The organism is Shewanella hanedai (genome assembly GCF_007197645.1).
In the GTDB taxonomy this organism is placed as follows: domain Bacteria; phylum Pseudomonadota; class Gammaproteobacteria; order Enterobacterales; family Shewanellaceae; genus Shewanella; species Shewanella hanedai.
The window spans coordinates 1-25,233 of sequence record NZ_VKGK01000055.1 but is presented as its reverse complement, the minus strand read 5'-3'; the positions used below and the strand labels follow the sequence as shown (position 1 = coordinate 25,233).

At 43.5% G+C, this 25,233-nt stretch carries 20 protein-coding genes; 12 read left to right on the top strand and 8 right to left on the bottom strand.

Annotated features, from left to right (window positions below; translation table 11 throughout):
* Positions 1-121: 121 nt before the first annotated feature.
* Together FN961_RS24945 and FN961_RS24940 are read right to left on the bottom strand one after the other, a co-directional pair.
* Entirely contained in the window at positions 122-439 is a 318-nt protein-coding gene (locus tag FN961_RS24945) for a hypothetical protein (RefSeq protein ID WP_144042852.1), read from the bottom strand.
* 485 nt (positions 440-924) lie between these two features.
* Positions 925-1,647: a hypothetical protein gene (locus FN961_RS24940; RefSeq protein ID WP_144042851.1), complete on the bottom strand. Its 723-nt coding sequence runs from the start codon at positions 1,645-1,647 to the stop codon at positions 925-927.
* A gap of 856 nt (positions 1,648-2,503) precedes the next feature.
* On the opposite strand from FN961_RS24940, the gene FN961_RS24935 reads away from it, so the two are divergent.
* The 4 genes from FN961_RS24935 (at position 2,504) to FN961_RS24920 (ending at position 7,184) form a co-directional block, all read left to right on the top strand.
* Complete coding sequence (locus FN961_RS24935; protein WP_144042850.1) at positions 2,504-2,770, top strand: DUF4212 domain-containing protein; 267 nt, start codon at positions 2,504-2,506, stop codon at positions 2,768-2,770.
* A 27-nt stretch (positions 2,771-2,797) separates the two neighbouring features.
* Positions 2,798-4,516: a sodium:solute symporter family protein gene (locus FN961_RS24930; RefSeq protein WP_144042849.1), complete on the top strand. Its 1,719-nt coding sequence runs from the start codon at positions 2,798-2,800 to the stop codon at positions 4,514-4,516.
* 138 nt (positions 4,517-4,654) lie between these two features.
* Positions 4,655-6,502 carry a DUF294 nucleotidyltransferase-like domain-containing protein gene (locus FN961_RS24925; protein ID WP_144042848.1) on the top strand — a complete coding sequence of 616 codons (1,848 nt, stop codon included), beginning with the start codon at positions 4,655-4,657 and terminating at the stop codon, positions 6,500-6,502.
* 4 nt (positions 6,503-6,506) lie between these two features.
* Complete coding sequence (locus FN961_RS24920) at positions 6,507-7,184, top strand: exonuclease domain-containing protein (RefSeq protein WP_185972883.1); 678 nt, start codon at positions 6,507-6,509, stop codon at positions 7,182-7,184.
* Here the strand turns inward: FN961_RS24920 and FN961_RS24915 are convergent, their stop codons facing one another.
* Positions 7,185-8,939, bottom strand: a complete 1,755-nt coding sequence (locus tag FN961_RS24915) for an ATP-binding protein (RefSeq protein ID WP_280525073.1) — start codon at positions 8,937-8,939, stop codon at positions 7,185-7,187.
* Between the two features lie 270 nt (positions 8,940-9,209).
* Between FN961_RS24915 and FN961_RS24910 the strand changes: the two genes are divergently transcribed.
* The 6 genes from FN961_RS24910 (at position 9,210) to FN961_RS24885 (ending at position 15,994) form a co-directional block, all read left to right on the top strand.
* Entirely contained in the window at positions 9,210-9,794 is a 585-nt protein-coding gene (locus tag FN961_RS24910; protein ID WP_144042846.1) for a hypothetical protein, read from the top strand.
* Between the two features lie 359 nt (positions 9,795-10,153).
* Complete coding sequence (locus FN961_RS24905) at positions 10,154-11,698, top strand: Re/Si-specific NAD(P)(+) transhydrogenase subunit alpha (RefSeq protein WP_144042845.1); 1,545 nt, start codon at positions 10,154-10,156, stop codon at positions 11,696-11,698.
* Positions 11,699-11,712: 14 nt separating this feature from the next.
* Positions 11,713-13,113 (top strand): Re/Si-specific NAD(P)(+) transhydrogenase subunit beta, encoded by a 1,401-nt coding sequence (gene pntB / locus FN961_RS24900; RefSeq protein ID WP_144042844.1) that lies wholly within the window; start codon positions 11,713-11,715, stop codon positions 13,111-13,113.
* 127 nt (positions 13,114-13,240) lie between these two features.
* Positions 13,241-14,173 (top strand): MBL fold metallo-hydrolase, encoded by a 933-nt coding sequence (locus FN961_RS24895; RefSeq protein WP_144042843.1) that lies wholly within the window; start codon positions 13,241-13,243, stop codon positions 14,171-14,173.
* A 254-nt stretch (positions 14,174-14,427) separates the two neighbouring features.
* Positions 14,428-14,607 carry a hypothetical protein gene (locus FN961_RS24890; protein WP_144042842.1) on the top strand — a complete coding sequence of 60 codons (180 nt, stop codon included), beginning with the start codon at positions 14,428-14,430 and terminating at the stop codon, positions 14,605-14,607.
* A gap of 244 nt (positions 14,608-14,851) precedes the next feature.
* Positions 14,852-15,994, top strand: a complete 1,143-nt coding sequence (locus tag FN961_RS24885) for a GGDEF domain-containing protein (protein WP_144042841.1) — start codon at positions 14,852-14,854, stop codon at positions 15,992-15,994.
* Positions 15,995-16,149: 155 nt separating this feature from the next.
* Here FN961_RS24885 and FN961_RS24880 read toward each other — a convergent pair whose 3' ends face one another.
* The 5 genes from FN961_RS24880 to dapA form a co-directional block, all read right to left on the bottom strand.
* Entirely contained in the window at positions 16,150-17,214 is a 1,065-nt protein-coding gene (locus FN961_RS24880; protein ID WP_144042840.1) for a ketoacyl-ACP synthase III, read from the bottom strand.
* A gap of 93 nt (positions 17,215-17,307) precedes the next feature.
* Complete coding sequence (locus FN961_RS24875) at positions 17,308-17,979, bottom strand: GntR family transcriptional regulator (protein WP_144042839.1); 672 nt, start codon at positions 17,977-17,979, stop codon at positions 17,308-17,310.
* Positions 17,980-18,096: 117 nt separating this feature from the next.
* On the bottom strand, positions 18,097-19,662 hold the full coding sequence (locus tag FN961_RS24870) for an aldehyde dehydrogenase (NADP(+)) (RefSeq protein ID WP_144042838.1): 1,566 nt from the start codon (positions 19,660-19,662) through the stop codon (positions 18,097-18,099).
* 48 nt (positions 19,663-19,710) lie between these two features.
* A complete protein-coding gene (locus FN961_RS24865; protein WP_144042837.1) occupies positions 19,711-20,712 on the bottom strand; it encodes a 4-hydroxyproline epimerase in 1,002 nt (333 codons plus the stop codon).
* A gap of 114 nt (positions 20,713-20,826) precedes the next feature.
* Positions 20,827-21,741, bottom strand: a complete 915-nt coding sequence (dapA, locus tag FN961_RS24860) for a 4-hydroxy-tetrahydrodipicolinate synthase (protein ID WP_144042836.1) — start codon at positions 21,739-21,741, stop codon at positions 20,827-20,829.
* Positions 21,742-21,930: 189 nt separating this feature from the next.
* On the opposite strand from dapA, the gene FN961_RS24855 reads away from it, so the two are divergent.
* Positions 21,931-22,971, top strand: coding sequence for a proline racemase family protein (locus FN961_RS24855; RefSeq protein WP_144042835.1), 1,041 nt, complete (start codon positions 21,931-21,933; stop codon positions 22,969-22,971).
* A 64-nt stretch (positions 22,972-23,035) separates the two neighbouring features.
* Entirely contained in the window at positions 23,036-24,334 is a 1,299-nt protein-coding gene (locus FN961_RS24850; protein WP_144042853.1) for an NAD(P)/FAD-dependent oxidoreductase, read from the top strand.
* The last annotated feature ends 899 nt before the right edge of the window (positions 24,335-25,233 follow it).

Genomic DNA, 25,233 nt, shown 5'->3' with positions numbered 1-25,233 from the left:
CAGTTCAATATCCTAATCAGAAAATGAATTAGGTGTTCTAAATGAACCGCCCTGTGCGGAGCCGCATGCAGGGTGGTGTGGGGGCTGGAGGTTAGATACCTCCGGCTACCCGATTATGTTTTTACCAAGAGTAAGAAGCAAGTGTTACTACCCCTGAGTTGTATACTTTACTATGTGCTTTCATATCGCCATAGCCTTGATAGTCAAAAACAAGCTGTTTGAAAGAAGATATAATAAAATCATTACCCGACACCTCAACTTTCAGAGGCTTAGTAAAAACAAGATACAATTGATTATCTAATTCTAGAATCAACTTATTATCTCGATCTACGGTGAGCGTAGTTCGGTGCTGATTATCAAAGGGGCGACCAAACCACCCATCCGGTAATTGGAGACCAAACACACCATTCTTTTTATTCCAAGACTCGAATTCATTCATATTTAAAACTTAACAGCTTATTCAATAGCAGCACGATAACGTTCCAGGCTGCTCAATTCACATACCAAAGATACCATTGCTAAGTCATTGTTGTAAATCGAATATTTATTATTAATAGGTAAACGTGCTAAAATACTGCCGGAGAAAGAATGCGTCTTTGTTTACGAGGTATACACACACTTTTCAATATCTTTTAGTGGGTTGATATATAAGGATTTTATATCTTATCACAAAATTGTCGATGCGTAGAAAGCTCATTTTACGCATCCTTTGACGCCATAATTATCTCAATTTCGAGCAAATCCGTTATACCACTTCCTTTTCCAACGAGCTATAGGGTAATCAGGGATTTGGGGCATTGGTAAATGCATGTTAACTGGATATGAAGTAGTACCCATTAAGGTACGGCAACGCAATACTGAAACCTCAGGTAACAACCTTAACCACTATGCACAACGTATTGCTGCCCACTCTTAAACAACTAATTACTCGATTTTGTCGTTCTCCAGTAACTGCACGATTGTTAAAGGAGTAAGTCGTTGCCCCATTAAAGCAGCGCAATTTGTATACCCAATATTATTTGCAATTTTGTGAACATAAGTATTCGCATCTTGGTTTACTTTATAGACATAGTGCTGCGCTAACAAATTTGACTTAACAAAGTCTATAGCATGATCTAAGAATTTTAGTTTCCAGTGCTTAGTTAGCGAAATCACTTCTGACTTATGAACTTGGCTTAAGTTTAAGTTAGGGTCAAATGCAACGTTAGGGCTGGAATGAAGTACAGAAGCCTTTTGAAGTAGTAGTGCTTCAAGCAGAGGATAATTATTTAATCTATGGTCAGCTACCTCACACTTACTTTGTCTCTCTATCCATTCATTATGATCAAGGCCAAACTCACCATAAGTAGCATATGATAGGAAATAACCACGTACATTACTGTCTAATCTCACATTAGAAGGAGATAAAAGCCGATTGGTTGCTTGGTGGCATACACCTGTCACTCCATAACGTATACCTACATTTCCCTGAGAAATACATTCTGAAATATCAGAATCACCCATCCCCTCAGCACAAGGCGAACCACCTTTTGCCGCACCAAAACATTCCCATTTTTGACCTTTGCTGCTTTCAACGTAGGTATGATCTAAAAAAGATTTTAATACACGATTAGATACAGAAATCTTATATGCCGTTAATATATCCATGTTGTCTCTGCTAATTTGTAGTCACAATAATTAATCTAAAGTCATAATATTTATGCGTTACGCTGTTTCACGGGTTAGACCAGTCAAAACGAGAATACACGTTTTTTCTTGACTCATACAGTCTAAAAAAGCGTGCATAATTTCTTTTATTCTATTGAATTTACGGTACTTAGCACTTTTACTCAATAGACATTAGTGAACATAGCTGGAGTGTCCTCTGATATGTGACACAAAAGCTAAATAATACTGTATAAACACTGTTTATCAGCTCTTTCCAACTGATGAGATAAAGTAATGCAAATAGGCCAATGCGTATTTAGCAAAATGATACTTCTAACAAACTTTGGGGCAGAAATGGCTTAGAGTGATCACTTATAGCAGAATAAACAAGAAGGATTAAACTCCGTTTAAAGAGGGTTTAAATCGATTCAAAAACTAGATTTGAACGCGAGTAGGGCATGTGAAAAGTAATCAATATCCTCTAAAAATCTAGCTACGTGCCGTAGCTCAAACATTTTCCCAAACCATCCGAACTGATAAATTGCTAGATTTTGTGGGTTTATTTGATTTTAAGCTGACTTCATTTCCCAAACCATCCGAAACGAATTCCCAAACCAAGCGACGCGCTACAAACAGCCACACATAATTTCTCTTCTACCTTAGTCTAAGATTGATGACTAAATTAGCAACGTGTTGACGTGTACGTAAGCCTATAAGTGGTTGTTAAATAATGTTTAACTTATGGGTTAATACTAAAGTTACCGTTGGCGTTAGACTAAGGTCGCGATTGTTGTTGTATTTTTGCTTGATAGATTAACGATGACTTAAATAAAAAAATTATCACAGAGGAGTCGCTATGAGTTTTGAAAGCAACGACAAAGCAGAAGGGTATTGGCGCGAGAATTTACGCTTAGTGCTTGGTTTATTGGTCATATGGGCAGCGGTATCATTTGGCTGCGGTGTTTTATTAGTAGATGTGCTCAATGAGTTTCATTTCATGGGCTTCAAATTAGGATTCTGGTTTGCACAACAGGGTGCAATGTACGTGTTTGTGGCACTGATTTTTGTCTATGTCGTTAAAGCGAATGCATTAGACAAAAAATACAATGTTCACGAAGACTAACATTTAACCTAGATAAGGAGCGGTGAGATGGATGTACAAACTCTAACGTATTTAATTGTGGGCGTAACGTTTGCCCTATATATCGGCATTGCGATCTGGTCCAGAGCGGGCTCGACGAAAGAATTTTATGTTGCAGGTGGCGGTGTCCATCCTGTGATGAACGGTATGGCAACAGCGGCCGATTGGATGTCTGCTGCATCATTTATCTCGCTTGCGGGTATTGTGTCATTTACCGGCTATGATGGTTCGGTTTATCTGATGGGCTGGACGGGCGGTTACGTACTGCTTGCACTGTGTATGGCTCCTTACCTACGTAAATTTGGCAAGTTTACGGTACCAGACTTTATTGGTGACCGTTATTACTCTCAGGCGGCACGTACAGTGGCCGTTATTTGCGCCATCTTTATCTGTTTCACTTATATTGCAGGGCAGATGCGTGGTGTCGGCGTGGTGTTCTCTCGTTTCCTTGAGGTGGATGTCGAAACCGGGGTGTATATAGGCATGGCTGTGGTCTTCTTTTATGCGGTTCTTGGTGGCATGAAAGGGATCACTTACACTCAGGTTGCTCAATATTGTGTGCTTATTTTTGCTTTCATGGTGCCCGCTATTTTCATCTCTGTGATGATGACGGGTCACGTGTTACCACAAATTGGTTTTGGTGCAGAACTGATTGATGCTGCGGGTAATGGTACCGGGGTTTATCTGCTCGATAAGCTAGATGGTCTATCTGCGGAGCTGGGTTTCTCTCAGTACACTGAAGGCTCTAAGAGCATGATTGATGTGTTCTTTATCACAGGTGCATTAATGTTTGGTACTGCGGGTCTGCCACACGTTATTGTTCGTTTCTTCACTGTTCCTCGTGTGAAAGATGCACGTATCTCTGCAGGTTGGGCATTAGTTTTTATCGCGATTATGTACACCACTATTCCTGCATTGGCTGCTTTCTCTCGTGTGAACATGATTGAAACCATTAATGGTCCTGAGTCGACAGGTGTCGCGTATGAAACCGCGCCTGAATGGATTAAGAACTGGGAGAAAACAGGGCTTATTACTTGGGATGATAAGAATGACGATGGCAAGATTTATTATGCTAAAGGCCCTACCAATGAGATGAAGATTGACCGCGATATCATGGTATTGGCTACGCCTGAAATTGCCAATCTTCCAGCTTGGGTTATTGCACTGGTTGCAGCGGGTGGCTTAGCGGCGGCACTATCAACATCTGCGGGTCTGCTCTTGGTTATCTCAACGTCGGTATCTCATGACTTGTTGAAGAAAAACTTAATGCCAGATATCTCCGATAAGAAAGAGCTGATGTTTGCACGTATTGCTGCGGCTCTGGGAATTGTGATGGCGGGGTACTTCGGGATTAATCCGCCAGGCTTTGTTGCGGCAGTGGTGGCCATAGCCTTCGGCTTAGCGGCATCATCACTGTTCCCTGCGATTATCATGGGTATCTTCTCTAAGACCATGAATAAAGAGGGCGCTATCTCCGGTATGGTTATTGGCCTGCTGTTTACCGCTTCGTACATTGTGTTCTTTAAGTTCATGAACCCAGAGATTAACAATGCGGATCACTGGTTCATGGGTATTTCACCAGAAGGTATCGGTATGTTAGGTATGTTAGTGAACTTTGGTGTTGCATTTTCGGTTAGTAAATTCACCACTGCAGTTCCTGATGATGTTGTTGCTATGGTTGAGTCGATTCGTTTCCCTAAAGGGTCTGGCGAAGCACACGACCACTAGTTAGTGATTGTATTCACTTTACAAAAAGAGCGCTTCGGCGCTCTTTTTTTCGATACAATCTCTTAAGCCATTAGTCGAATATCTGCATCAGCTTGAATTTGGTATGGTTTTATTACTTAACATTGTGGTAGTCGATCTATGGATACAAGTGAGCTTCAACCCATTACCGATTTTATTCAGGGACTCGTGCCCTTTGATAGCTTGTCTCATTCAACATTGGCACGATGCTGTAAAAGCTTAAGTGTCGGCTATTACAGTAAAGCTTCAACATTTGTCCCCTTAGATGAAACTGACCCACAGCTTTATATTGTTCGCAGTGGCGCTTTTGAGGTGAGAAGTGATGATGGCGAGTTACTGGATCGTTTAGGTGAGGGGGATTATTTTGGTTTTCCTTCACTTTTATCCGGAGAGAAAGTCAGTAACCGGGTGCGCATTTTAGAAGATGGGTTGGTCTATCACCTGGATCCAGATACTTTCGATTATTTGCGTGTTGAGAGTCGGCAGTTTGATCGGTTTTTTAATCGTGCTTTTGCAAAACGGCTTCGTCATCAGGCTAGGTTTAAAGCCAAAGAGTTAACCACAACCAGCCGAGTCAGTGCATTAATGTCTAATAATCCTTTGATTATCGATGTAAATGCTTCTGTCTGTGAGGCGGCGAGAAAGATGCGAGAGCGCAGAGTGTCTTCAGTATTGGTGATCGATAACCACAAGTTGTGCGGTATTTTAACCGACAGAGATCTGCGTAATCGCGTGTTGGCCGAAGGACAAGATGGCAGCTTACCTGTGCATCAAGCCATGACAACACAACCCAAAGTACTCAGCTCTAATGCATTGGTGTTTGAAGCCATGCTTTTGATGAGTGAGCACGGTATTCATCATCTGCCCATTGTCGATGATGAGAGAGCGGTGGGGGTGCTGACCAGTACCGACATTTTACGAGGACAAAGTTCTCAACCTTTACTCTTGATTGGTGAAATAGAGCGCCAGAGTAACTTAGATAGTCTTATTTCAGTCAGTAAACAGATCCCTTTGCTTTTGCAGAACTTAATCAGCGCAGATGCCAGAGCGGAAGAGATAGGCCGCGTGTTAACGTCGGTGACAGATGCGCTGACGCGTAGATTGATCATATTGAACCAAGCGTTACTGGGAGAAGCGCCAATGGCGTTTTGCTGGTTAGCGTTTGGCTCTCAAGGACGCCAAGATCAGGCTGCATGTTCAGATCAAGATAATGGATTACTCTTGGCACATGAACCTGATGAAGCAGCGTCTGGCTATTTTGAGGCATTAACCAAGGCGGTATGTAGTGGCTTAGATCAGTGCGGGTACATCTATTGCCCAGGGGATATCATGGCGCAAAATCCTAAGTGGCGAATGAGTTTGTCTCAGTGGCAAAGTAAGTTTGCCAGATGGGTTGATACTCCCGAGCCAAAAGCCTTGATGCATGCCAGTATCTTTTTCGATATGCGATCTGTTTTTGGCCCAAGTTCCCTGTTCGACAGTTTGCAAGATAAGGTGTTAGCCAATACCAAAGGTAACGATATTTTTCTCGCGGGGATGGCCAATAACTCACTGGTAGAGTCACCGCCTTTGGGCTTTTTTAAAAAGTTTGTGCTTGAACGCGATGGTTCTGAAGTGAAGGGGATCGATCTGAAGCATAAAGGCAACGCGTTAATTAATGATATCGCCCGAGTTTATGCATTATCGGCTGGGATTAAAGAGGTCAATACGGCTAAACGGATCCGTGCTTTGATGGAGCAAGATATTATTAATCGTAAAGATGCACTTAACCTTGTTGATGCCCACGAGTTTATTGCCCATATGCGATTATCAAATCAGGGCTATCAATACACTCATGCCTTACCTATCTCTAATTACCTTCAACCAAAACACCTGTCGTCTTTGGTGCGGCATCAATTAAGGGATGCCTTTAAGGTGGTACATGATGCTCAGTCCGGCATAAAGCTTAAATTTACCCGGAGTTTCTGAATTGCTGTCTCTGAATCTGCTAAAGGTTAGACTTTTCTGGCGTGCATTGAGAGCGAAGAGTGAACGTCTTAAGGCTTATTACCTTGCTCAAAAAGCGATATTAGCCACCAATGTTATGGAGGCGCCTTTGTTGGCGATCGATCTTGAGATGACGGGGTTAGATGCTCAGTTTGATCAGATACTGAGCATTGGTATTGTGCCCATAGAAAATGGTCGGCTTATCTTGTCAAAAGCTGAGCATAAGCTGGTTAAAATTGAAGGGAGCGTCGGACAAAGTGCGGCGATTCACGGCATCTTAGATCATCATCTTGATGGGGCGGTTTCTCCAGAAGTCGCAATGGCGTGGTTTGCCGACAAATGCCATGGACAGATATTGGTCGCACATCACTCTCCGTTAGATTTGGCTTTTTTACAAAAAGGGTTGTCAGTGCATTTTCATCAAACAGTGAAATTGATGGCCATTGATACCTTGGGATTAGAGAAACGCAGATTAATGCGTCAACATGAAGTGCTTAAAGAGGGGGCATTACGGCTTGGTGCGAGCCGCGAACGTTATGGTTTACCTGTATATGCAGCCCACAATGCGCTGATCGATGCCATCGCTTGTGGAGAGCTGTTACTTGCACAGATAAGTGCAATAGGTCAGGGAGACAAAGTCAGTGTTGCTGAAGTACTCTCTTAACTAAACGGGCTCGTTGAGCGTATTAAGGGGATTCCATTTCATCAAGACGACTTTTAAGTCGTCTATTTTATAGGGCTTACGGACAATATCATCCATTCCACACTGCTTACATTGCTCAATTTCTGTTGATGTCGTCCCTGCTGTGAGGGCGATGATAGGTTTGGTGTAATTTTGTTTGCGTAACTCTCTTGTGGCTTGATAACCGTCAACAATGGGCATTCGGCAGTCCATAAAGACAATGTCAACCTGAGTGTTGCTCAAAAAGTCGATTGCTTCTTGCCCATTATCAACAATGTAGGGAGGAATATTTAGTTTGGCTAGCATCATCTTTATGAGTACTTGATTGATGTGGCTATCTTCAACCACTAAGATTTTTAACGAGTCGAAAGTGGTGTAGTTAAATTCGGGTTGCAAAATGGCCTTCTGAGGAGCCGAGATCTTCAGCGGTAAAGCGACGGTGAAACTACTCCCGGCATTCAGTTTACTTTCAATATCTACCTGTCCGTGCATCTCATTAACCAGCAGTTTGCAGATGGTTAATCCTAAACCTGTGCCTTCATAGAGACGATTACTGCGGTTGTTGACTTGAGTAAAAGGGTCGAAAAGCGTGGTTAAATTTTCTTCGGGAATACCACATCCAGTATCGGACACCACAAACCTAAATGAAGATTGGTGCCAATCAAGCTTGACTGAGATCTTTCCCTTCTCGGTAAATTTGATGGCATTGCCGATGAGGTTAACAAACAGCTGCTTAATTCTATCGGAATCGCCGATGAGGTAATGAGGTGTATCGGGGTCAATAGTAAAATCGAAATCTAATTTTTTTTCACTGGCCTGTGCTGAAAATGTATCTTGGATAACTTTACATAATTGCACCGGTGAAAATATCACTTCGTGTAATTCCAGCATTCCTGCATTGATTTTACTGATATCGAGTAGGTCATTGATGATGACCTTAAGCAGCTCCCCAGATTGGAACATGTTGTTGACGAGTTTTTCTTGATAGTCACTCATCGGTGTCTCAATCAAGAGTTCAGTATTACCCAATAAACCATTCAGAGGTGTTCTCAATTCATGATTGATCATGGCCACAAAATCTTTGGTTGAACGCTCAGATTGTTCAGCTCTGCGTTTTTGCGCCAGCGTTTTATCTAACAAGGCTTGTCTTTGATGGGCTGCAAATATCATATCTGCAAATAGGAGTAGCTGTTTTTCAATGGCGTCAAGCCAAGTCAATGGAACACTCAAGGTGATGTAAAGTGCACCCAAAGTGTGCTTGTCAGCTCCTAGATTAACCACGAGTTGTCTATTCGAGCTTACTGACTCAGTGCTTTGATCTTGGATGAGGCCTGCTGAAAAGCGGCTTTGATGCCCAGTTTCCAATTCTGTATTAAAGATCAGCTTGCTTGACTCTATGTGGTTTATTCCTGAGAGTTCCTCCATTAATCGTTGTAATAATTTATCTGAGAGAGGGTGTTGCAAAAAAGTTTGGTTAAACGCCAGTAGGATAGATTCTAGGTAACTTTTTAATTTGATTAGGGCGGTATCTTGGTTGGATTGTTGTTGAACACTGAATAGAGAGGCTTCGACCTCTTGTTTTGCAACATAGAGTTCCCGACTTTTTTCATTAAGTAGTTTTTCAGCTTCTATTCGTGCACAACGCTCTCTGTGCGCTTTGCGGGTAAGCACTTCAATGGTTTTCAACAAATCAGGATCTTGGCTTGTCATAGGGTCATGTTTGCCTTTTAAATCCAACGACTCATCCTTAAATAATTGAATATTATTAAACTTTTAAATGATGTTGTTAGGTTCTTTTAATTAAAGCTAGTGGACACTTAAGCTTTTAGCAATTTAACGCGAAGTCGGCGGGAAACGATGTGGTGAATACGCTTGTTGAGCCGGGCACTTTAGCGAGATTGGTTATCTTGGTAGATTTAGTTACATTTGTTGTATGTCATTCCTAAGTAATATTTCCTAGATTGGTATTAATCCTCATTTTTTAGCTACATATTCGGGAGCAGGCTTATGGCATTACCTTTACTTTGGCTCGGCAGTGCTGCATTGGGCGCTATTCTTTTGGCTGATGAGCGCGAAAAACGTCACCAATTAACCTTAAATCGACGCCGTGGGGTTGCACCAAAAACACTTGAGGAGTGTGAGACTGCTGCACTTTCGCCCAGTGCGTGGCAGACAGGGAATAGTAAAGTGAAGCCACAACCAGGATCCATTGTCTGTTGTTTTGTTTATGGATTGATAGAGCACACTGGGATTTGGTTGGATGAGCATACCTTAATAGAGCTGCATGGCAGTGGCTTGGTCAGAGCAGTTTCAACTAAACGTTTTCTAGCTGGTCGTACTGGGAGCAAAATATTCGTGGCTTGTAGTCATGATCATCAGGTGTTGGTTGAACCCGCTATGTTGGCAAAAGCGGAGCAGGCTATTTTTACCTACCGTGAATACGATCTCTTCGATAATAATTGTCATCGATTTGTTTGGTCTTGCTTAAGTGGTAAGGAGGAATCGTTGCCCAGCTTTAATGACTTAAACAAACGGCTTGCGATTCATTTTAATCAAAGCTTATATTGGGACGAAGCTGAGCTGGACATTTAATCCGCATAACCTCATCGACATCTACTGACTACTGGGCCTCTATTTTCCCTATCTATGTGGATGAATCTGATAACAATAGTGAATAACTAATAGCATAATAAGATTGACAGCCAGCCACTATCAAACATCTTCCTGAAAATAATTGACCTTATACTCAATTATTAAAAATTATTGAGCCATAACCTTAATATCTTGGTATTGTTGATAAGCTCTATGGCGCGCCTGAATAATATTTACGGCGGCAATGACCCTATCTATTGCTTTGTCATAGACGATTATAAAAAATTGCTAATGCATTACCGAGTAAAACTCGTGTTAATCGCAGTAGAGAACATCACTATCGACACCAGGAAAACACTATGCAAATCGGAATACCAAGGGAGATCCTTAATCAGGAGAGCCGGGTAGCCGCGACCCCAGCCACTGTGATTCAGCTTAAGAAATTAGGTTTCAGTGTTGTTGTGCAACGCGGTGCCGGAGAGGCTGCAAAGTTCAAAGATGAAGCGTATCAAGAAGCGGGTGCTGAGATTGTTAGCCTCGAAGAAGCGTTTCAAGCTGATCTCATATTGAAAGTCAATGCGCCCACTATTAATGCTGACACTGGCGTTGACGAAACCGATCTAATGAAAGCCGGTGCGACAGTCGCAAGTTTTGTATGGCCAGCTCAAAATCCTGAACTGTTAGAGAAGTTTAAAGCGAAAGGCATAAACCTACTCGCTATGGACATGGTGCCGCGTATTTCACGTGCCCAATCACTCGACGCTCGTAGCTCATTAGCTAACGTAGATGGTTACCGCGCAGTGATTGAAGCGGCTAATCATTTTGGTCGTTTCTTTACTGGTCAAATTACGGCTGCAGGTAAAGTACCGCCAGCGAAAGTGTTGATCATTGGCGCTGGTGTTGCAGGTCTTTCTGCTTTAGGCGCCGCTGGTAGCTTAGGTGCTATTGTTCGCGCTTTCGATACTCGACCTGAAGTGAAAGAGCAGATCAACTCCATGGGCGCTGAATTCTTAGAAGTCGACTTCGAAGAGGAATCAGGCGCTGGTGATGGTTATGCCAAAGTCATGAGTAAAGAGTTTATTGACGCAGAGATGGCCTTGTTCCGTGAACAAGCCAAAGACGTTGATATTATTATTACCACGGCACTTATTCCGGGTAAGCCTGCACCAAAATTAATTTTAGCTGACATGGTCGGCTTGATGAAACCTGGCAGCGTGATTGTTGATCTTGCGGCAGCGAATGGCGGTAACTGTGAACTAACAGTGCCTGGTGAAGTGGCTGTGGTTAACGATGTGACGATTATCGGTTATACCGAGCTTTCACGTCGTCTACCTACTCAAGCAAGTCAGTTGTACGGCACAAACTTAGTTAATCTGCTTAAGCTGATGGTACCTGAGAAAGATGGTAACTATGAGATTAACTTTGATGATGAAGTGATCCGTGGTGTTGCAGCGGTTAAAGATGGTGAGATCACATTCCCGCCGCCTGTCATACAGGTCAGTGCTCAACCTCAAGCAAAAGCTGCTGAGGCTGTTGCTGAGGTTGTTGAGAAGAAAAAGAATCCTTGGATTAAACCTGTATTGGTTGCCGTTGCTGCAAGCTTGTTTGGGCTTATCGCTAACTCGGCGCCCGCTGACTTCCTACAACACTTTAGCGTGTTTGTACTGTCATGTGTCGTTGGTTACTACGTGGTTTGGAACGTGAGTCATTCACTGCATACACCATTGATGAGTGTCACGAATGCCATCAGTGGCATTATTGTTGTTGGTGCACTGGTACAGATGAATAGCGACAGCACGGCTGTGTTGATCTTGTCTGGTATCGCGATACTTATCGCCTCTATTAACATTGCCGGTGGTTTCACCGTCACTCAGCGTATGCTGAAAATGTTCCGTAAAGACTAAGGGGATTGACGAATATGTCTATAGGATTATTAAGTGCGGCTTATTTGGTTGCCGCAGTCCTGTTTATCTTCAGTCTTGCTGGCTTAAGTAAACAGGAAACCGCTCAACGCGGAAATATCTTGGGTATTATCGGTATGGTGATTGCGATTGTTGCAACCCTAGCCAGTACTCAAATTGATGGTAACAGCTGGATTGTTACTGGTGCAATGGCGATTGGTGCTGCGATCGGTGTGCGTTTAGCACTGAAAGTCGAGATGACCGAAATGCCTGAGCTAGTGGCTATTCTTCACAGTTTTGTGGGTATGGCTGCAGTGCTTGTGGGTTTCTCAAGCACATTAGATCACGGCGCGTTAATGGATGCAGTGACGGGGCATATCGATCCTGTGGCTAAAGGTATTCATGATGTCGAAGTCTTCTTAGGTATCTTTATCGGTGGCGTGACCTTTACAGGTTCTGTTGTGGCGTTCGCTAAGTTACGTGGACTAGTGAGCAGTTCACCAAAGGCACTGCCTGGTGCACATTGGTTGAACCTAGGTATGCTGGTTGCTTCTGTTATTCTTGGCATCTACTACATGCAAACAGATGCGACGAGTGCATTAGTGCTAATGACGTTAATTGCTTTCGTCTTTGGTTACAACTTGGTATCGGCCATTGGCGGCGCAGATATGCCTGTGGTTGTCTCTATGCTTAACTCTTATTCAGGTTGGGCTGCAGCGGCTGCTGGTTTCATGCTAGGTAACGATCTATTGATTATTACCGGTGCGTTAGTCGGTAGTTCTGGTGCGATTCTTTCATACATTATGTGTAAAGCGATGAATCGCTCATTTATCTCGGTGATCTTAGGTGGTTTTGGCACCGAAAGTGGCACTGCGGTAGCCAGTGATGCAGATCAAGGTGAGTATCGTGAAACCCAAGCGGCAGATGTGGCTGAGATGCTGAAAAATGCACGTAACGTTATCATAGCCCCTGGTTATGGTATGGCGGTTGCTCAAGCTCAATATCCGGTTGCTGAACTGACTCAAAAGCTGCGTAAACGTGGCATTAATGTGCGCTTTGCTATTCATCCTGTTGCGGGACGTTTGCCTGGCCATATGAACGTGCTTTTGGCTGAAGCTAAACTTCCTTACGATATCGTGATGGAGATGGATGAGATCAATGATGATTTCGCCAACACTGATGTCGTGCTTGTTATCGGTGCGAACGATACCGTTAACCCAGCAGCGAAAGAGCCTGGTAGCCCAATTTCGGGTATGCCAGTGCTTGAAGTCTGGAATGCTGAGAACGTAGTGGTGTTTAAACGTTCGATGGCAACCGGTTATGCTGGTGTACAGAATCCACTCTTCTTTAAAGAGAACTCTGAGATGCTGTTTGGTGATGCAAAAGAAAGCGTTAATAAAATCTTAGCGAATATCTAAAGTTCTTCACCGCGAGTACAAGTGAAAAATGCCAGTCAGCAATGACTGGCATTTTTTTATGATTGAATAAAAAAGAGCGTTAACGAGGTCTGTATTCTTACGAATAGCAATCAGTAAAGGAAGTGTTATGAACAAGGCTGGGTTGAGTTTTATCGCGCTAACGGCAATGTTGTGGAGTGCAAACCTATCTGCATCACAGCAGCCAATTGAGCAATGTGCAGGAATGCAGGTACAAACATTAGGGGCCGGAGGGCCTGAAATTAACGATGGCTTGGCATCGACATCATTTCTGGTTTGGATAAACGGCAAAGGAAGTGTCATGGTCGATGCTGGTGGAGGTAGCTCACTGAATTTTGAGCAATCAACAGCGAACTTTAATGATTTGCAGGCCATCTTATTGACGCATTTACATGTGGACCATAGCGCGGCGCTTCCCGTCTATATTAAGGCGGGCTTCTTCACTGGAAGAGATCAGCCTTTGGGGATTTTTGGCCCCAATTCAGCAGCAAACTTCCCATCGACGACTGAGTTTGTTTCAGCGCTGTTCGATGATAGACAAAAGAGTGCTTTTCCTTATCTATCTGACAATGTTAGGCAGCAAGCTTCGACTGATTACTTGATACAGCCTCATAATATTGTGCCTGATAATAAAGTCTGGCAACAAGCATTAACAGATGAACTCTCAATTGCAGCCATTAATGTACTTCATGGACCTGTGCCCGCTTTAGCTTGGCGAGTGAGTTTAGGTGAATGCTCAGTAACCTTCAGTGGGGATATGAATGGTCGTAGTGGCAATTTGCCTGTTTTAGCTGAAGGAACACAGCTGTTAGTGGCAAATAATGCCATTGGTCAAGAGGCTGGGCGGGTTGAAAAAAGCTTGCATATGACACCTCAAACCATCGGCGAAATAGCGCAGCAGGCAAAGGTTAATCAATTGATGTTGGCGCATTTTATGTTGCGTAGTACAAAGACATTGGATGAGTCACTTGCGATAATAAAAGCAGATTTTACTGGTAAGGTGATGTTGGCGAAGGAGCTTGAGAGCATTCAGGTTAAATAGCACTCTATTTTAAGAAATGTGATTATGTTTTACCATTATAAAACTTAAGTTTGAATGTTTTATATTTATTGAGATCGTTAAGTATTGTTAAATGAGTTTAGTTTCATACTGGTCATTAAGCTTATGGTATTCAATGAGTCATGAGCTTACTCTCCTCAAAACCTAATTGATGTTGGTTTTATTGTTGGAAGTGTTGATCTGATGAACCACGCTATTTTTGCGGACTCACTTACTCGATATCAAGGGCATTATTTATGGAAAGTACGAAAGTTTTATTGAAAAATGATCAGAATAATCATCTCAATGATCAAATTGAGCAGTTTGATACTTTTCCACCTTTGGTGAAAAAGACCAACACTGAACTCTTTAACTCCTTATGTGAAGCATTCAATACTGATGATGTCACTCCAACCTACATTCGCGGCTACAACTAGTACTGATGAGTATTCCCAGTCTGGAACTGTAACTTGGCTGGGTTATTCATCACTTCTCCTGTTATTATCTCTGTTCCCCCATTTCCGTGTATGACTCTGTCTCTTGATTGTAAGTCGCTATATTTCTGTAATGGCAATATAAAGTGGCCTCTACTAAGCTTTGTACATTGAAGGAGAGTCATTTTTAGGTAAGAAGAAACTGACTTTGTGTAAATGAATGAGTCAGTTATAAGGGTGAGCAGAATTGACCTATACAGATATATTGTCCCTGTACTACCCAACAAGCCCTGAAAATGAACAGAACTATCTGGAGCGAGTTCACCGTTTTTTCAGTTACTCAATATCAAACATGCTTGTATTGGTATTTGGTGCCTTTGTCATTTCGGTTGTGCTTTCCTACTACGGTAGTAATACAAGGGATACCTATGTCCTATTCTTTGCGACTGTGCTTGTTGCTATGGTCGTTATGTTCATCTCTAAACATGTCGATAAACATAAACCTGAGAGACAAGCGCTAGTCAGATTCCTTATTTATAGAGTTGTCTTAGGTTGTCTGATTGGTCTACTTTATGGTGTGGCTATTTTTCTGCTACCCAAACCCGTTGAAGAAGCAGCCGTGTTATTTCTGCTATGTATCTATCTCTCTGTGATAGGTGTGGCCATTTTTCAATATTCCATGATACCCGCTTATTACATGATGTTTGTGTTGAGTGTATTGATGCCTGTGATGCTGTATTTCATTATGATTAATAGCACTTTTGGAAACTTGGTTATTTTCTTTTTAGTGTCGTGCTCATCGGTATTCATCAGTAAAGGGCTTAAAGTCTCTAAAAAAGATATTCGTTCAATCACAGTGAATCTCAGGTTAAAGGCCGAAGTGGCTGAGCATGTGATAACCAGAGAGAAGCTGAAGGAGATGGCGTTATTTGATAGCTTGACCAAAGTGGCCAATCGGCATTTATTTGAAGACAGCGCCGAAGACTCTCTTGAACGTGCTAAAGCCAATAAGCAATCTATCGCTCTGCTTTACATTGATCTCAATAATTTTAAAACGATTAACGACAGTTTTGGCCATGAAGTGGGCGATCAAGTGTTAATCGAAGCTGCAAACAGGATTCAACAGAAAATCCGCCATTCTGATCTGGTGGCTAGGTTTGGTGGTGATGAATTTGTGGTCGTGCTTGAAAATTACAGTTTAGATGTGGTTAAAGCAGATTTAATCGATAGCATTCGCGCGACACTCAACGAAGATATTGAGATTGAAGGTAAGCGGCTTGAATTAAGGGCCAGTGTTGGTGTTGCTATGTTTCCCAAAGACGGTAACAGTTTACGAGACCTTCTGCATAATGCCGATAGTAGAATGTATAACCAAAAAAAGGTGCATTAGCGGTAACATTCATTGTTTTATGTGCTCATCCCTTGAAGATTACAGCTCTTAAACTGTTCTCACTCCGCGATATCGACAACGCATTACAAATCATAAAGCAGATACAAAAACACCAGCACAATGGCTGGTGTTTTGATTGGTATCATTCTTAGCGATTAGCCACAAAAATGTTTAACGGCTTTACTGACCAATTCAACACCTGTTTGATCACAAGGTGGTAGCTGTGCATCGCTGGTATTAATTGGCGTAACTCTGTCGCCCCACTTAATCAAGGCTGCAGCAGAGGTGAGACCCGCACCGAAAGCACAAGACAGAATCGTTTGACCCGCTTTAATCTTCCCTTGCTCTAGTGCATCGCAGATAGCAATAGGGATAGTGGCAGCAGAGGTATTACCATAGTTAGCAATATTGACGATCGCTTTCTCTTTTGGGATCTTCATACGGCTGATAAGCGTATCAATAATGCGCTCGTTGGCTTGATGAGGAATAACCCAATCAACATCGTCTTTACTGATCTCGCACTTATCGAGCACTTTATTGCTTAGCTTGCCCATGCCTGCGATGGCACGTTTAAAGATCTCTTGACCGTTAAACTCAATATAGAATTCAAGTGATTCAGTACTGAATCTGTCCATGGCGGTACCGAAGCCCGCTTTTAGAATATCACGGCCAGCAGGATCGTTGTTAAGCTCATAGCCAAGTACACCAATTTCCTGATCTGTGGCTTCAAGTACAACAGCACCAGCGCCATCACCGAATAATACGGCTGTGTCACGACGTGACCAGTCTAAGTAGAAAGATAAACGCTCAGCACCAATAACCAGTACTTTCTTGCATTGGCCACTTTTAATCTGTGAACTTGCAAGGCCGACACCGTAGAGAAAACCACTGCAGGCAGCATTAATATCAAATGCTGCACACGTAGCGCCAACGTTGGCTTGAACGGTAGACGCGATATTCGGGATCAAGGTATCAGGACTGGCTGTCGCTAAAATGATCATATCTAAGTCGCTGCCTTCGATACCGGCGGCGGCAAGCGCATGCTGCGCGGCCACAGAGGCAAGTTCAGAAGTATTTACATGACTGATATGACGCTGACTGATGCCTGTACGTGATTTAATCCATTCGTCAGAAGTTTCAATGAAAGTTGAAAGGTCATGGTTTGTTAGTGTTGCTGGAGGAACACATTTTCCCCAACCGGTAATTGTGGCGTACTGCATCTAGTTTTCTCTCAAATAAAAAAGGCAGAACCTTGGCTCTGCCTTATCAAACGTAAATTTAGCTTAACAAGTCGTCTGCTCTGCAACTGTGATCTATACCACTTGTTGAGCGACAAGATCGCGGATCTCGCTAGCAGCATGCAGAATATGAGCATGTAATAGCTCAACAGCCTTGTCTATCTCTTTATTCTTGCAGAACCTGAGCAGATCACGGTGATCTTGTTCAGCTCTAGGTATTCCACCTGCAAGCAGTAACTGTAAACGAATATAACGATCACAATTGGTATTTAAACCATGCACAACCTCTAAGGTGTGTGGGCGGTTTGCTGGCTGATATAAACTCGTATGGAAGCGAGTATTTAGCTCACTCCAAGTGGCGACAGCATCTTCATGCTTAAATGCAGACTCTAATTCATCAAGCACTTTTTCAGCTTGAAGAAAATCATCGTCGGTTAAATTGGGTATGGCTTTGGCGAGTAGATCTGTTTCAATCATGGCTCTGAGCTCGAACAGCTCAGTCACTTGCTCGACTGACAGCACGGTTGCTGTCGCGCCCTTGTGGGCTTCAAATTTGACTAAACCTTCAGCTTCTAACTGAAGTAAGGCTTCTCTAACAGGAATACGACTGACATTTAACTCTTCGGCTAATGCACTTTGACGAAGTGGTTCACCAGCTGCGATATCACCAGAAAGGATTTTTTCTCTAAGCACTTCAACGACAACTTGGGTGCGAGTTTTATGGATAATAGGTGTTGATCGGCTCATAGTTTCAATTTTGGCTATTCGTTATTATATTTTATCCTTGTAAGATTACCGTTATTGTCAATATAAATAAAGGGAAACTATCTTCCCTCTATTTATTTATGGTAAATCAAGCAGAGTTTAAAATGTCATCACTTTTGGGTCTGACAGTGATAATTCACTTGGTAAAATTGATTCAGGCATATTTTGATAGCAAATAGGGCGCTCAAAGCGCTTCATTGCCTGACTGCCCACTGAGGTGCTGCGGCTATTCGTGCTGGCTGGATATGGGCCGCCATGATTCATTGAATGACACACTTCTACTCCAGTCGGCATTTGGTTGAAAATCAGACGGCCAACATTGTAGGCCACCGCTTCAATCAAGTCCGAATGTTGTGACAATTCAGCGTCGGTTCCATGAATGGTCGCGGTCAATTGACCTTCTAAATCATCAGCCACTTGTTGCATCTGTGCTTGAGTGTCACATTCAACCAAGATTGCGCATGGACCAAATACCTCTTGCTGTAGCGCTTGTGAGGCTAAATACGCTTCAGCTGAGACTCTTAATGCAATGGGGCGGGTTTGGTGGCTTGCGCTAGCAGCTTGTCCCTGTGCAATTAAATTAACCTGTGGGTTTTTCAATAGCGCATCAATTTGTGCTTGATAGGTCGCAGCTATGCCTGGCGTTAACATTGCCGATGCGGCTAAAGATGAAATATCTTCCGTCACGGTCGCGATGTAACGATTTAACGCATCGCCTGTTTGAGCCACAATGACACCGGGACTGGTACAGAATTGACCGTGGCCCATCAACATTGATTGTACTTGGGTGCTGGCAAGCTGCTCGGCCTTGTCTGACAAAATCTGGCTTAATAGGAATTGTGGATTGGTTGAGCCTAGCTCGCCGTAAAAAGGAATAGGCTCAGCTCTGGCTGCGCATAAGTCAGCTAAGAGTCGACCGACCTTGAGTGAACCGGTGAAACCCACCGCTTTAATTGCACTTTGATTGACAAGATCAACTGATACCTGCGGCGCAGCGCCTTGCACTAAGCTAAATACGCCAGCAGGCATATTACAACGGGTGATGGCTTTTTCGATTGCGCGGGTGACCAACTCACTTGTGGCTGCATGGGCTGGATGCCCTTTAACGATAACACTGCAACCTGCCGCTAATGCAGAGGCTGTATCACCGCCTGCTGTTGAGAACGCCAGCGGAAAGTTAGAGGCGCCAAACACGGCGACGGGACCTAATGGCAATACGCTAAGTCGGGTGTCGGCTTTTGGCAGTGGAGCTCGCTCAGGATTAGCCAAATCAACAAATTTAGGATCAAGTGGCTGACGCAACGTACTGGCAAATAATCTTAACTGGCCACATGTTCTGCCTGTTTCACCTTGAAGTCTGGCCATAGGCAGACCCGTTTCTAAGTGAGCGGTTGTGGTAATGGTGTCTATGTCAGCTTGGATCTCATCGGCTATCGCCTCTAAAAATTTGGCGCGTTGTTCAGGAGTTGTTGAGCGGTATTGATTGAATGCCTGTTTGGCCGCGTTTGCTGCTGACTGGATATCTTGGCTTGATGCACTGGCAAATTGCCAATTCAAGGGCACATTTTCTACTGGATTAAAGCTTGAAAAAGCACCTTTTTCACCGATCCATTCACCCTTGATAAAGTGTTGTCCGGTTATTGCTGTCTTTATTGTGTCTGTCATAATAATTCCTGAATAAGGGTGTCAATTAATGAGTTATTAGTGAAGGTGCTATACCACTTGAAAGCCAAAGGCGTAGGGATCGCTGTCATCAACGATAATGGTGTTGTGACCGGTAATGCGCGCCCAACCTTGAATGCTTGGCATAATGGCGGGGTATTCACCTACCGTGGTTGCCGACTCTATGCGGCCGACAAATTGGCTGCCGATAATACTTTCATGAGTGTACTGATCGCCGACATTAAGCAATCCTTTGGCATAGAGTTGTGCCAGACGGGCACTTGTCCCTGTGCCACATGGAGAGCGATCGATAGCCTTGTCACCATAAAAAACGGCATTAGCTCCGTCAGAACCTTCACTGATGGTGTCGCCAGTCCATAACACATGTGAAATCCCTGAAACCGTGGAGTCATCAGGGTGTACGCACGTTAACTGCTCATGGGCTATTTGGCGCACAATAGGGCTCCAGCGCAGAATGTCTGCTGCAGTCCAATGTCTTAATCCTGGGAAGTTAGCTTGAGGTTCTACGATGACGTAGTAGTTGCCGCCGTAGGAAACATCGATTTTTAATGGACCTAGTTCTGGAATATCGAGGATCACATCACGGTGAGCTAAGTAAGCGGGCACATTGTAAATTTTGACCCAGTCAACTTTGGAATCCGTTTGCTGGAAATCGATATTAATCTGACCTGCTGGTACATCGATAATGAGTTTTCCAGGCGTTTTGGTTGTGAGTAGACCTGACTCAATTGCCGCGGTAATGGTGCCGATAGTGCCGTGACCACACATAGGCAGGCAGCCACTTGTTTCGATAAACAAAATTGAGGCATCAGCAGAGTCACTGCAAGGGGGATACAAAAATGCCCCCGACATCATGTCGTGGCCTCTGGGCTCAAACATCAATGCTTTGCGGATCCAATCATATTGATTGAGAAAATCTTGTCGTTTCTCACTCATGGTGCGGCCTTTAAGATCCGGGTGGCCACTGGTGACCAAACGAACCGGATTGCCACAGGTGTGAGCATCGACGCAAAAAAAGGTTCCTTTTAACATCTCAATCTTACTCCATTTTTCCCGTTCCTCTTGGGTAGGGCAAACAGTGAATATGGGTGATAGAGACTCAACTCATTCACCCATTATTTCAAAGAGGAAGCAGGCAGTTAACCCTTAATCTAAGTTGTACTTATCAAGATCGATACGTGTCGCCATTGCTTCTTGAATGACGTTTTCGACATAAGCTCGCTCTTCACCGATTAACGTCATGCGCGGCATACGGACATTTTCGCTTCCACGGCCCAGGATTTGTTCAGCAAACTTAATGCATTGAACCAAAGTCGGGATAGTGTCTAGGCGTAGTAAAGGCATAAACCAACGGTAGATCTCGCGGGCTTCTTCGATACGACCCGCACGGGCTAGCTTGAATAGCGTGACGGATTCACGTGGAAACACATTTGTGAGACCAGATATCCAACCTGTTGCCCCTAAGAAGATACTCTCAAGCGCGATATCATCAACACCACACAGAATATTGAAACGATCGCCAAAGCGTGACTGTAGTTCAGTCAAACGACGAGTATCGGTGGTGGACTCTTTAATCGCGACAATGTTGTCTTCTTCAGCAAGCGTTGCCGTCATTTCCAAGTTGATATCGATGCCATAACCAACAGGGTTGTTGTAGATCATGATAGGCAACTTAGTTGAACGTGCGACAGTCTGGAAGTGAGCAACCACCTCTCGATCGGTGCCGCGATACACCATAGCAGGCAGTAACATTAAGCCATCAACACCAATCTCTTCGATATCTTGGGCGTACTGGGCTGCTTGCTCGGCAGTATTTTCAGTACAACCAGACAAGACTAAAATACGGCCTTTAACAGTATCGACCGTGTGCTTAATAAACTCGCGCTTTTCTGCCGGGCTCAGTGAAGCATTCTCGCCTATGGTGCCTAGAGCAATAATACCGTCTATACCGTCATTGATGAGATCCTCCAGCATACGGGCATTCGATTCGTAGTTAATCGAACCGTCATCATTAAACTGTGTCGAGATTGCTGGGAAAACACCTTGCCAATTTACTTTCATCTTAAAGACCTCTTTCACTTTTGATACAGATATAAACAGATTGAATTATGTCGAATTTTGGATTATCCCAAAAACCTATAGTATATTGTATACAATAATTCAAAAAATAAAACCCTGTTTTTAGTATTGGTTATATCTGTCGATGTCAAATACTATATATTGCATGCAAAAAATATGGAAGGATGCACCATGAAGCTTAACAATCTACCTTCAGAAGTTGTCAGTAAGCGTCAACAATTCATAACACTCGATGCCCACACAGAAGGGGAACCCTTAAGGAGCATCATGTCTGGTTATCCGGAGATTATGGGGCGAACCATATTGGAGATGCGCCAATACCTGATGGAACATTTAGATGACTATCGCACCTTGTTGATGCATGAACCTAGAGGTCATGCTGACATGTATGGGGCAATCATTACTAGAGCTGTCACCCCAGGAGCGGATTGTGGCGTGCTGTTTTTGCATAATGAAGGCTATAGCAGTATGTGTGGTCATGGTATTTTGGCACTCGTTAAAGTGATGTGTGAAACAGGCACCATTAGCTTAGAGAATGAGCCTAGAGTGATAAAAATCGATACTCCGGCAGGGCTCATTACCGCCAAAGCATCGCGTGACGCTGATGGTAAGATTAAAGCAAGCTTTGAGAATGTAGACTCATGGGCGGAGTCATTAGATTGTTCTGTCATGGTCGAGGGTTTTGGTGAAGTGAACTACGACATTGGTTTTGGCGGTGCTTACTATGCCTATGTCGATGCTGACCTATTGGACATCAGTTGTGGTCGAGAGAACGTATCGCAGCTGATCGATATGGGCAGACGTATTAAACATGCGGTGATGGAGTCTCATGTATTGATTCATCCGTTAGAAAAAGAGTTAAGTTTTCTCTATGGCATCATTTTCACCTCAAACATGGTGACTAATCCACAAGCACATTCACGTCATGTGTGCGTTTTTGCTGATGGCGAGGTGGATAGATCGCCAACGGGAACAGGGGTTGCCGCGCGAATTGCCTTGTTGCATGCCAAGGGAGAGGTCGAGTTAAATCAACCTTTAATGATTGAGAGTATTGTCGACGGAAGGATGATTGTTAGCGCTTTAAGGAAGAGTGAGTTTCACGGCAAACAAGCCGTTATTCCAGAAGTCTCGGGTCGTTCATACATTACCGGGCAGCATCAATTTATTATGGATCCTGATGATCAGTTTCAAACAGGCTTTATGCTGCGTTAATGTCTTGAACTTGAGTTAAAGCATTAATTTCGACATAGAGATAAAACGAAAGGCAAACAGAGTGATGACACTGACAGACAGTAAAGGTTGTGAACAACCACAGAAGGTAAAAGAAAGGGTAACCGTTATCGGTGCCGGTATTGTGGGTCTTACTGCGGGGATCGAATTGCAAAGAGCGGGTTTTCAAGTCGAGATTATAGATAAAGAGGGCGTGGCTGCGGGCGCCTCTAGGGGGAATGCAGGTCACTTCGCGACTGAGCAGGTATTTCCGCTGGCAGATCCGAGCTTATTACCTAAATTACCGGGCATGTTACTCGACCCGCTAGGGCCATTTCGTATTCAACCTCGCTATTTTGTTAAAGCCGTTCCTTGGTTTATTCGTTTCCTGTTTAATATGCTACGGACTAAAAGAGCCCATAATAGCCAAGCGATTAAGCGACTTAATCAACACTCTATTGCCGCCATCAGTGAGCTTGCTACTTTCTGTGGTTGCGAAGATTTACTGCTGTTTAACGGTAGTCTGCTGGTATTTGAAGGAACAGATGTCGCAGAGGTTGAAAAGACCTTTCAACATTATCGCGAAGCAGGGGTTAAAGTCAGAATGCTTAATGGCAAAGAGGTCAGGGAGCTTGAACCTAGTTTGAGTGACACTATTACTCACGGTTTGTACTTTACCCATGTCGGACATACAAGCGATCCTTATCAATTGTGTCATGCATTTGCCAAAAAATTTGTGGCATTAGGTGGGAAATTGATCACCGATGAACTGCAATCAATTGGATCGGATCAGCTCCAACACAAAGCGGTCAGTTTACATCTGGTGTCAGGGGAGGTATTAAAAGCAGATAAGTTGCTTATAGCATCTGGTGCTTGGTCAAAACCTTTTGCTAAACAGTTGGGTCATAATGTGCCGCTTGAATGTGAGCGGGGTTACCATTTGATGATGCCGCAAAAAAGTAGTTTGTCGAGGCCCGTTGCTTCCTATAACAGAAAATTCATTATTACGCCCATGAGTGAAGGAACTCGATTAGCCGGAACCGTTGAATTTGGCGGTTTAAAAGCACCTTTAATTGACGCCCGCGCTGATTGTTTATTTCCCCATGGTAAAGCGCTACTGCCTGAACTGTTCAGTGATGCTAACGCGAGTGACGGTGAGCGATGGCTAGGATTCAGACCTTCTATGCCAGACAGTTTGCCCGTATTAGGAGGCTGTTCTAATCACACCAATGTGTTTTTCTCATTTGGGCATCAACATTTAGGACTGACCTGGTCAGCGATAACTGCCAAGTTAGTGGCTCAACAGATGTCAGGCAAACAACCAGACGTTGATTTGGCTGATTATCGGATTGATAGGTTTAACTAAACTTTTAGTCGTGTTCGAATGAAGGCTGAATACATTTTCTGGTTTAGTTTCCATCTGAGCTGATATTGGCTAGGCTGTTGAAGGTTGTACCTTCATGGTTATTGATCGCTTGCAGCGTACTTATGTGCAAGTAATCTCTCGGTACGCTGGCTCTTGATTTAATAAGAGTCATCCCTGGCCGCTCTACGGTTTCAAACAACGTCCATGTTTAACGGCCAGTTCGATATCCCTATCTCTCGCTCAAAGAGTTCCACTTCGTGTAACTTCGCCCTGAAGTCGAAGCTCGCAGCCGTATCTACACCTGTTCATAAGTCTCTTCGATTTGGCTTTACTTGTTGGGATTTGAAACTGATTTTTGCCCCAAAGTTCGCTAACCTTCTAATGAAGATTGATTACATTTTCTATACATTAGCTGTCATCCTGAACTAGTTTCAGGATCTAGTTTGTTAGTCTTCAAATGAAGGTGGTTACATTTTTTATTTTAGCTTCTGGCAGGATTGATATTTAGTGGTGTATTTGAAGGTCATACCTTCATTGTTATCTATCGCTTGCAGCGTGCTTACGTGCAAGTAATCTCTCGGCACGCTGTAGACCCGTCCCTGGGCGCTCTACGATTTCAAACAACGTCCATGTTTAACGGCCAGTTCGATATCCCTATCTCTCGCTCAAAGAGTTCCACTTCGTGTAACTTCGCCCTGAAGTCGAAGCTCGCAGCAGTATCTACACCTGTTCATCAGTCTCTTCGATTTGGCTTTGCTTGGTAGGCGCTAACTTGTTTATGCCCGTGCGACGTGAAGTCGTATGAAGCGCTGTTCACCGCTTTGAGTGAACCATCTGTATCACCAGATGACCCTATGGCTCTGAATAAAGTAGCGAGCCAGACAATGTAACGAAATTTG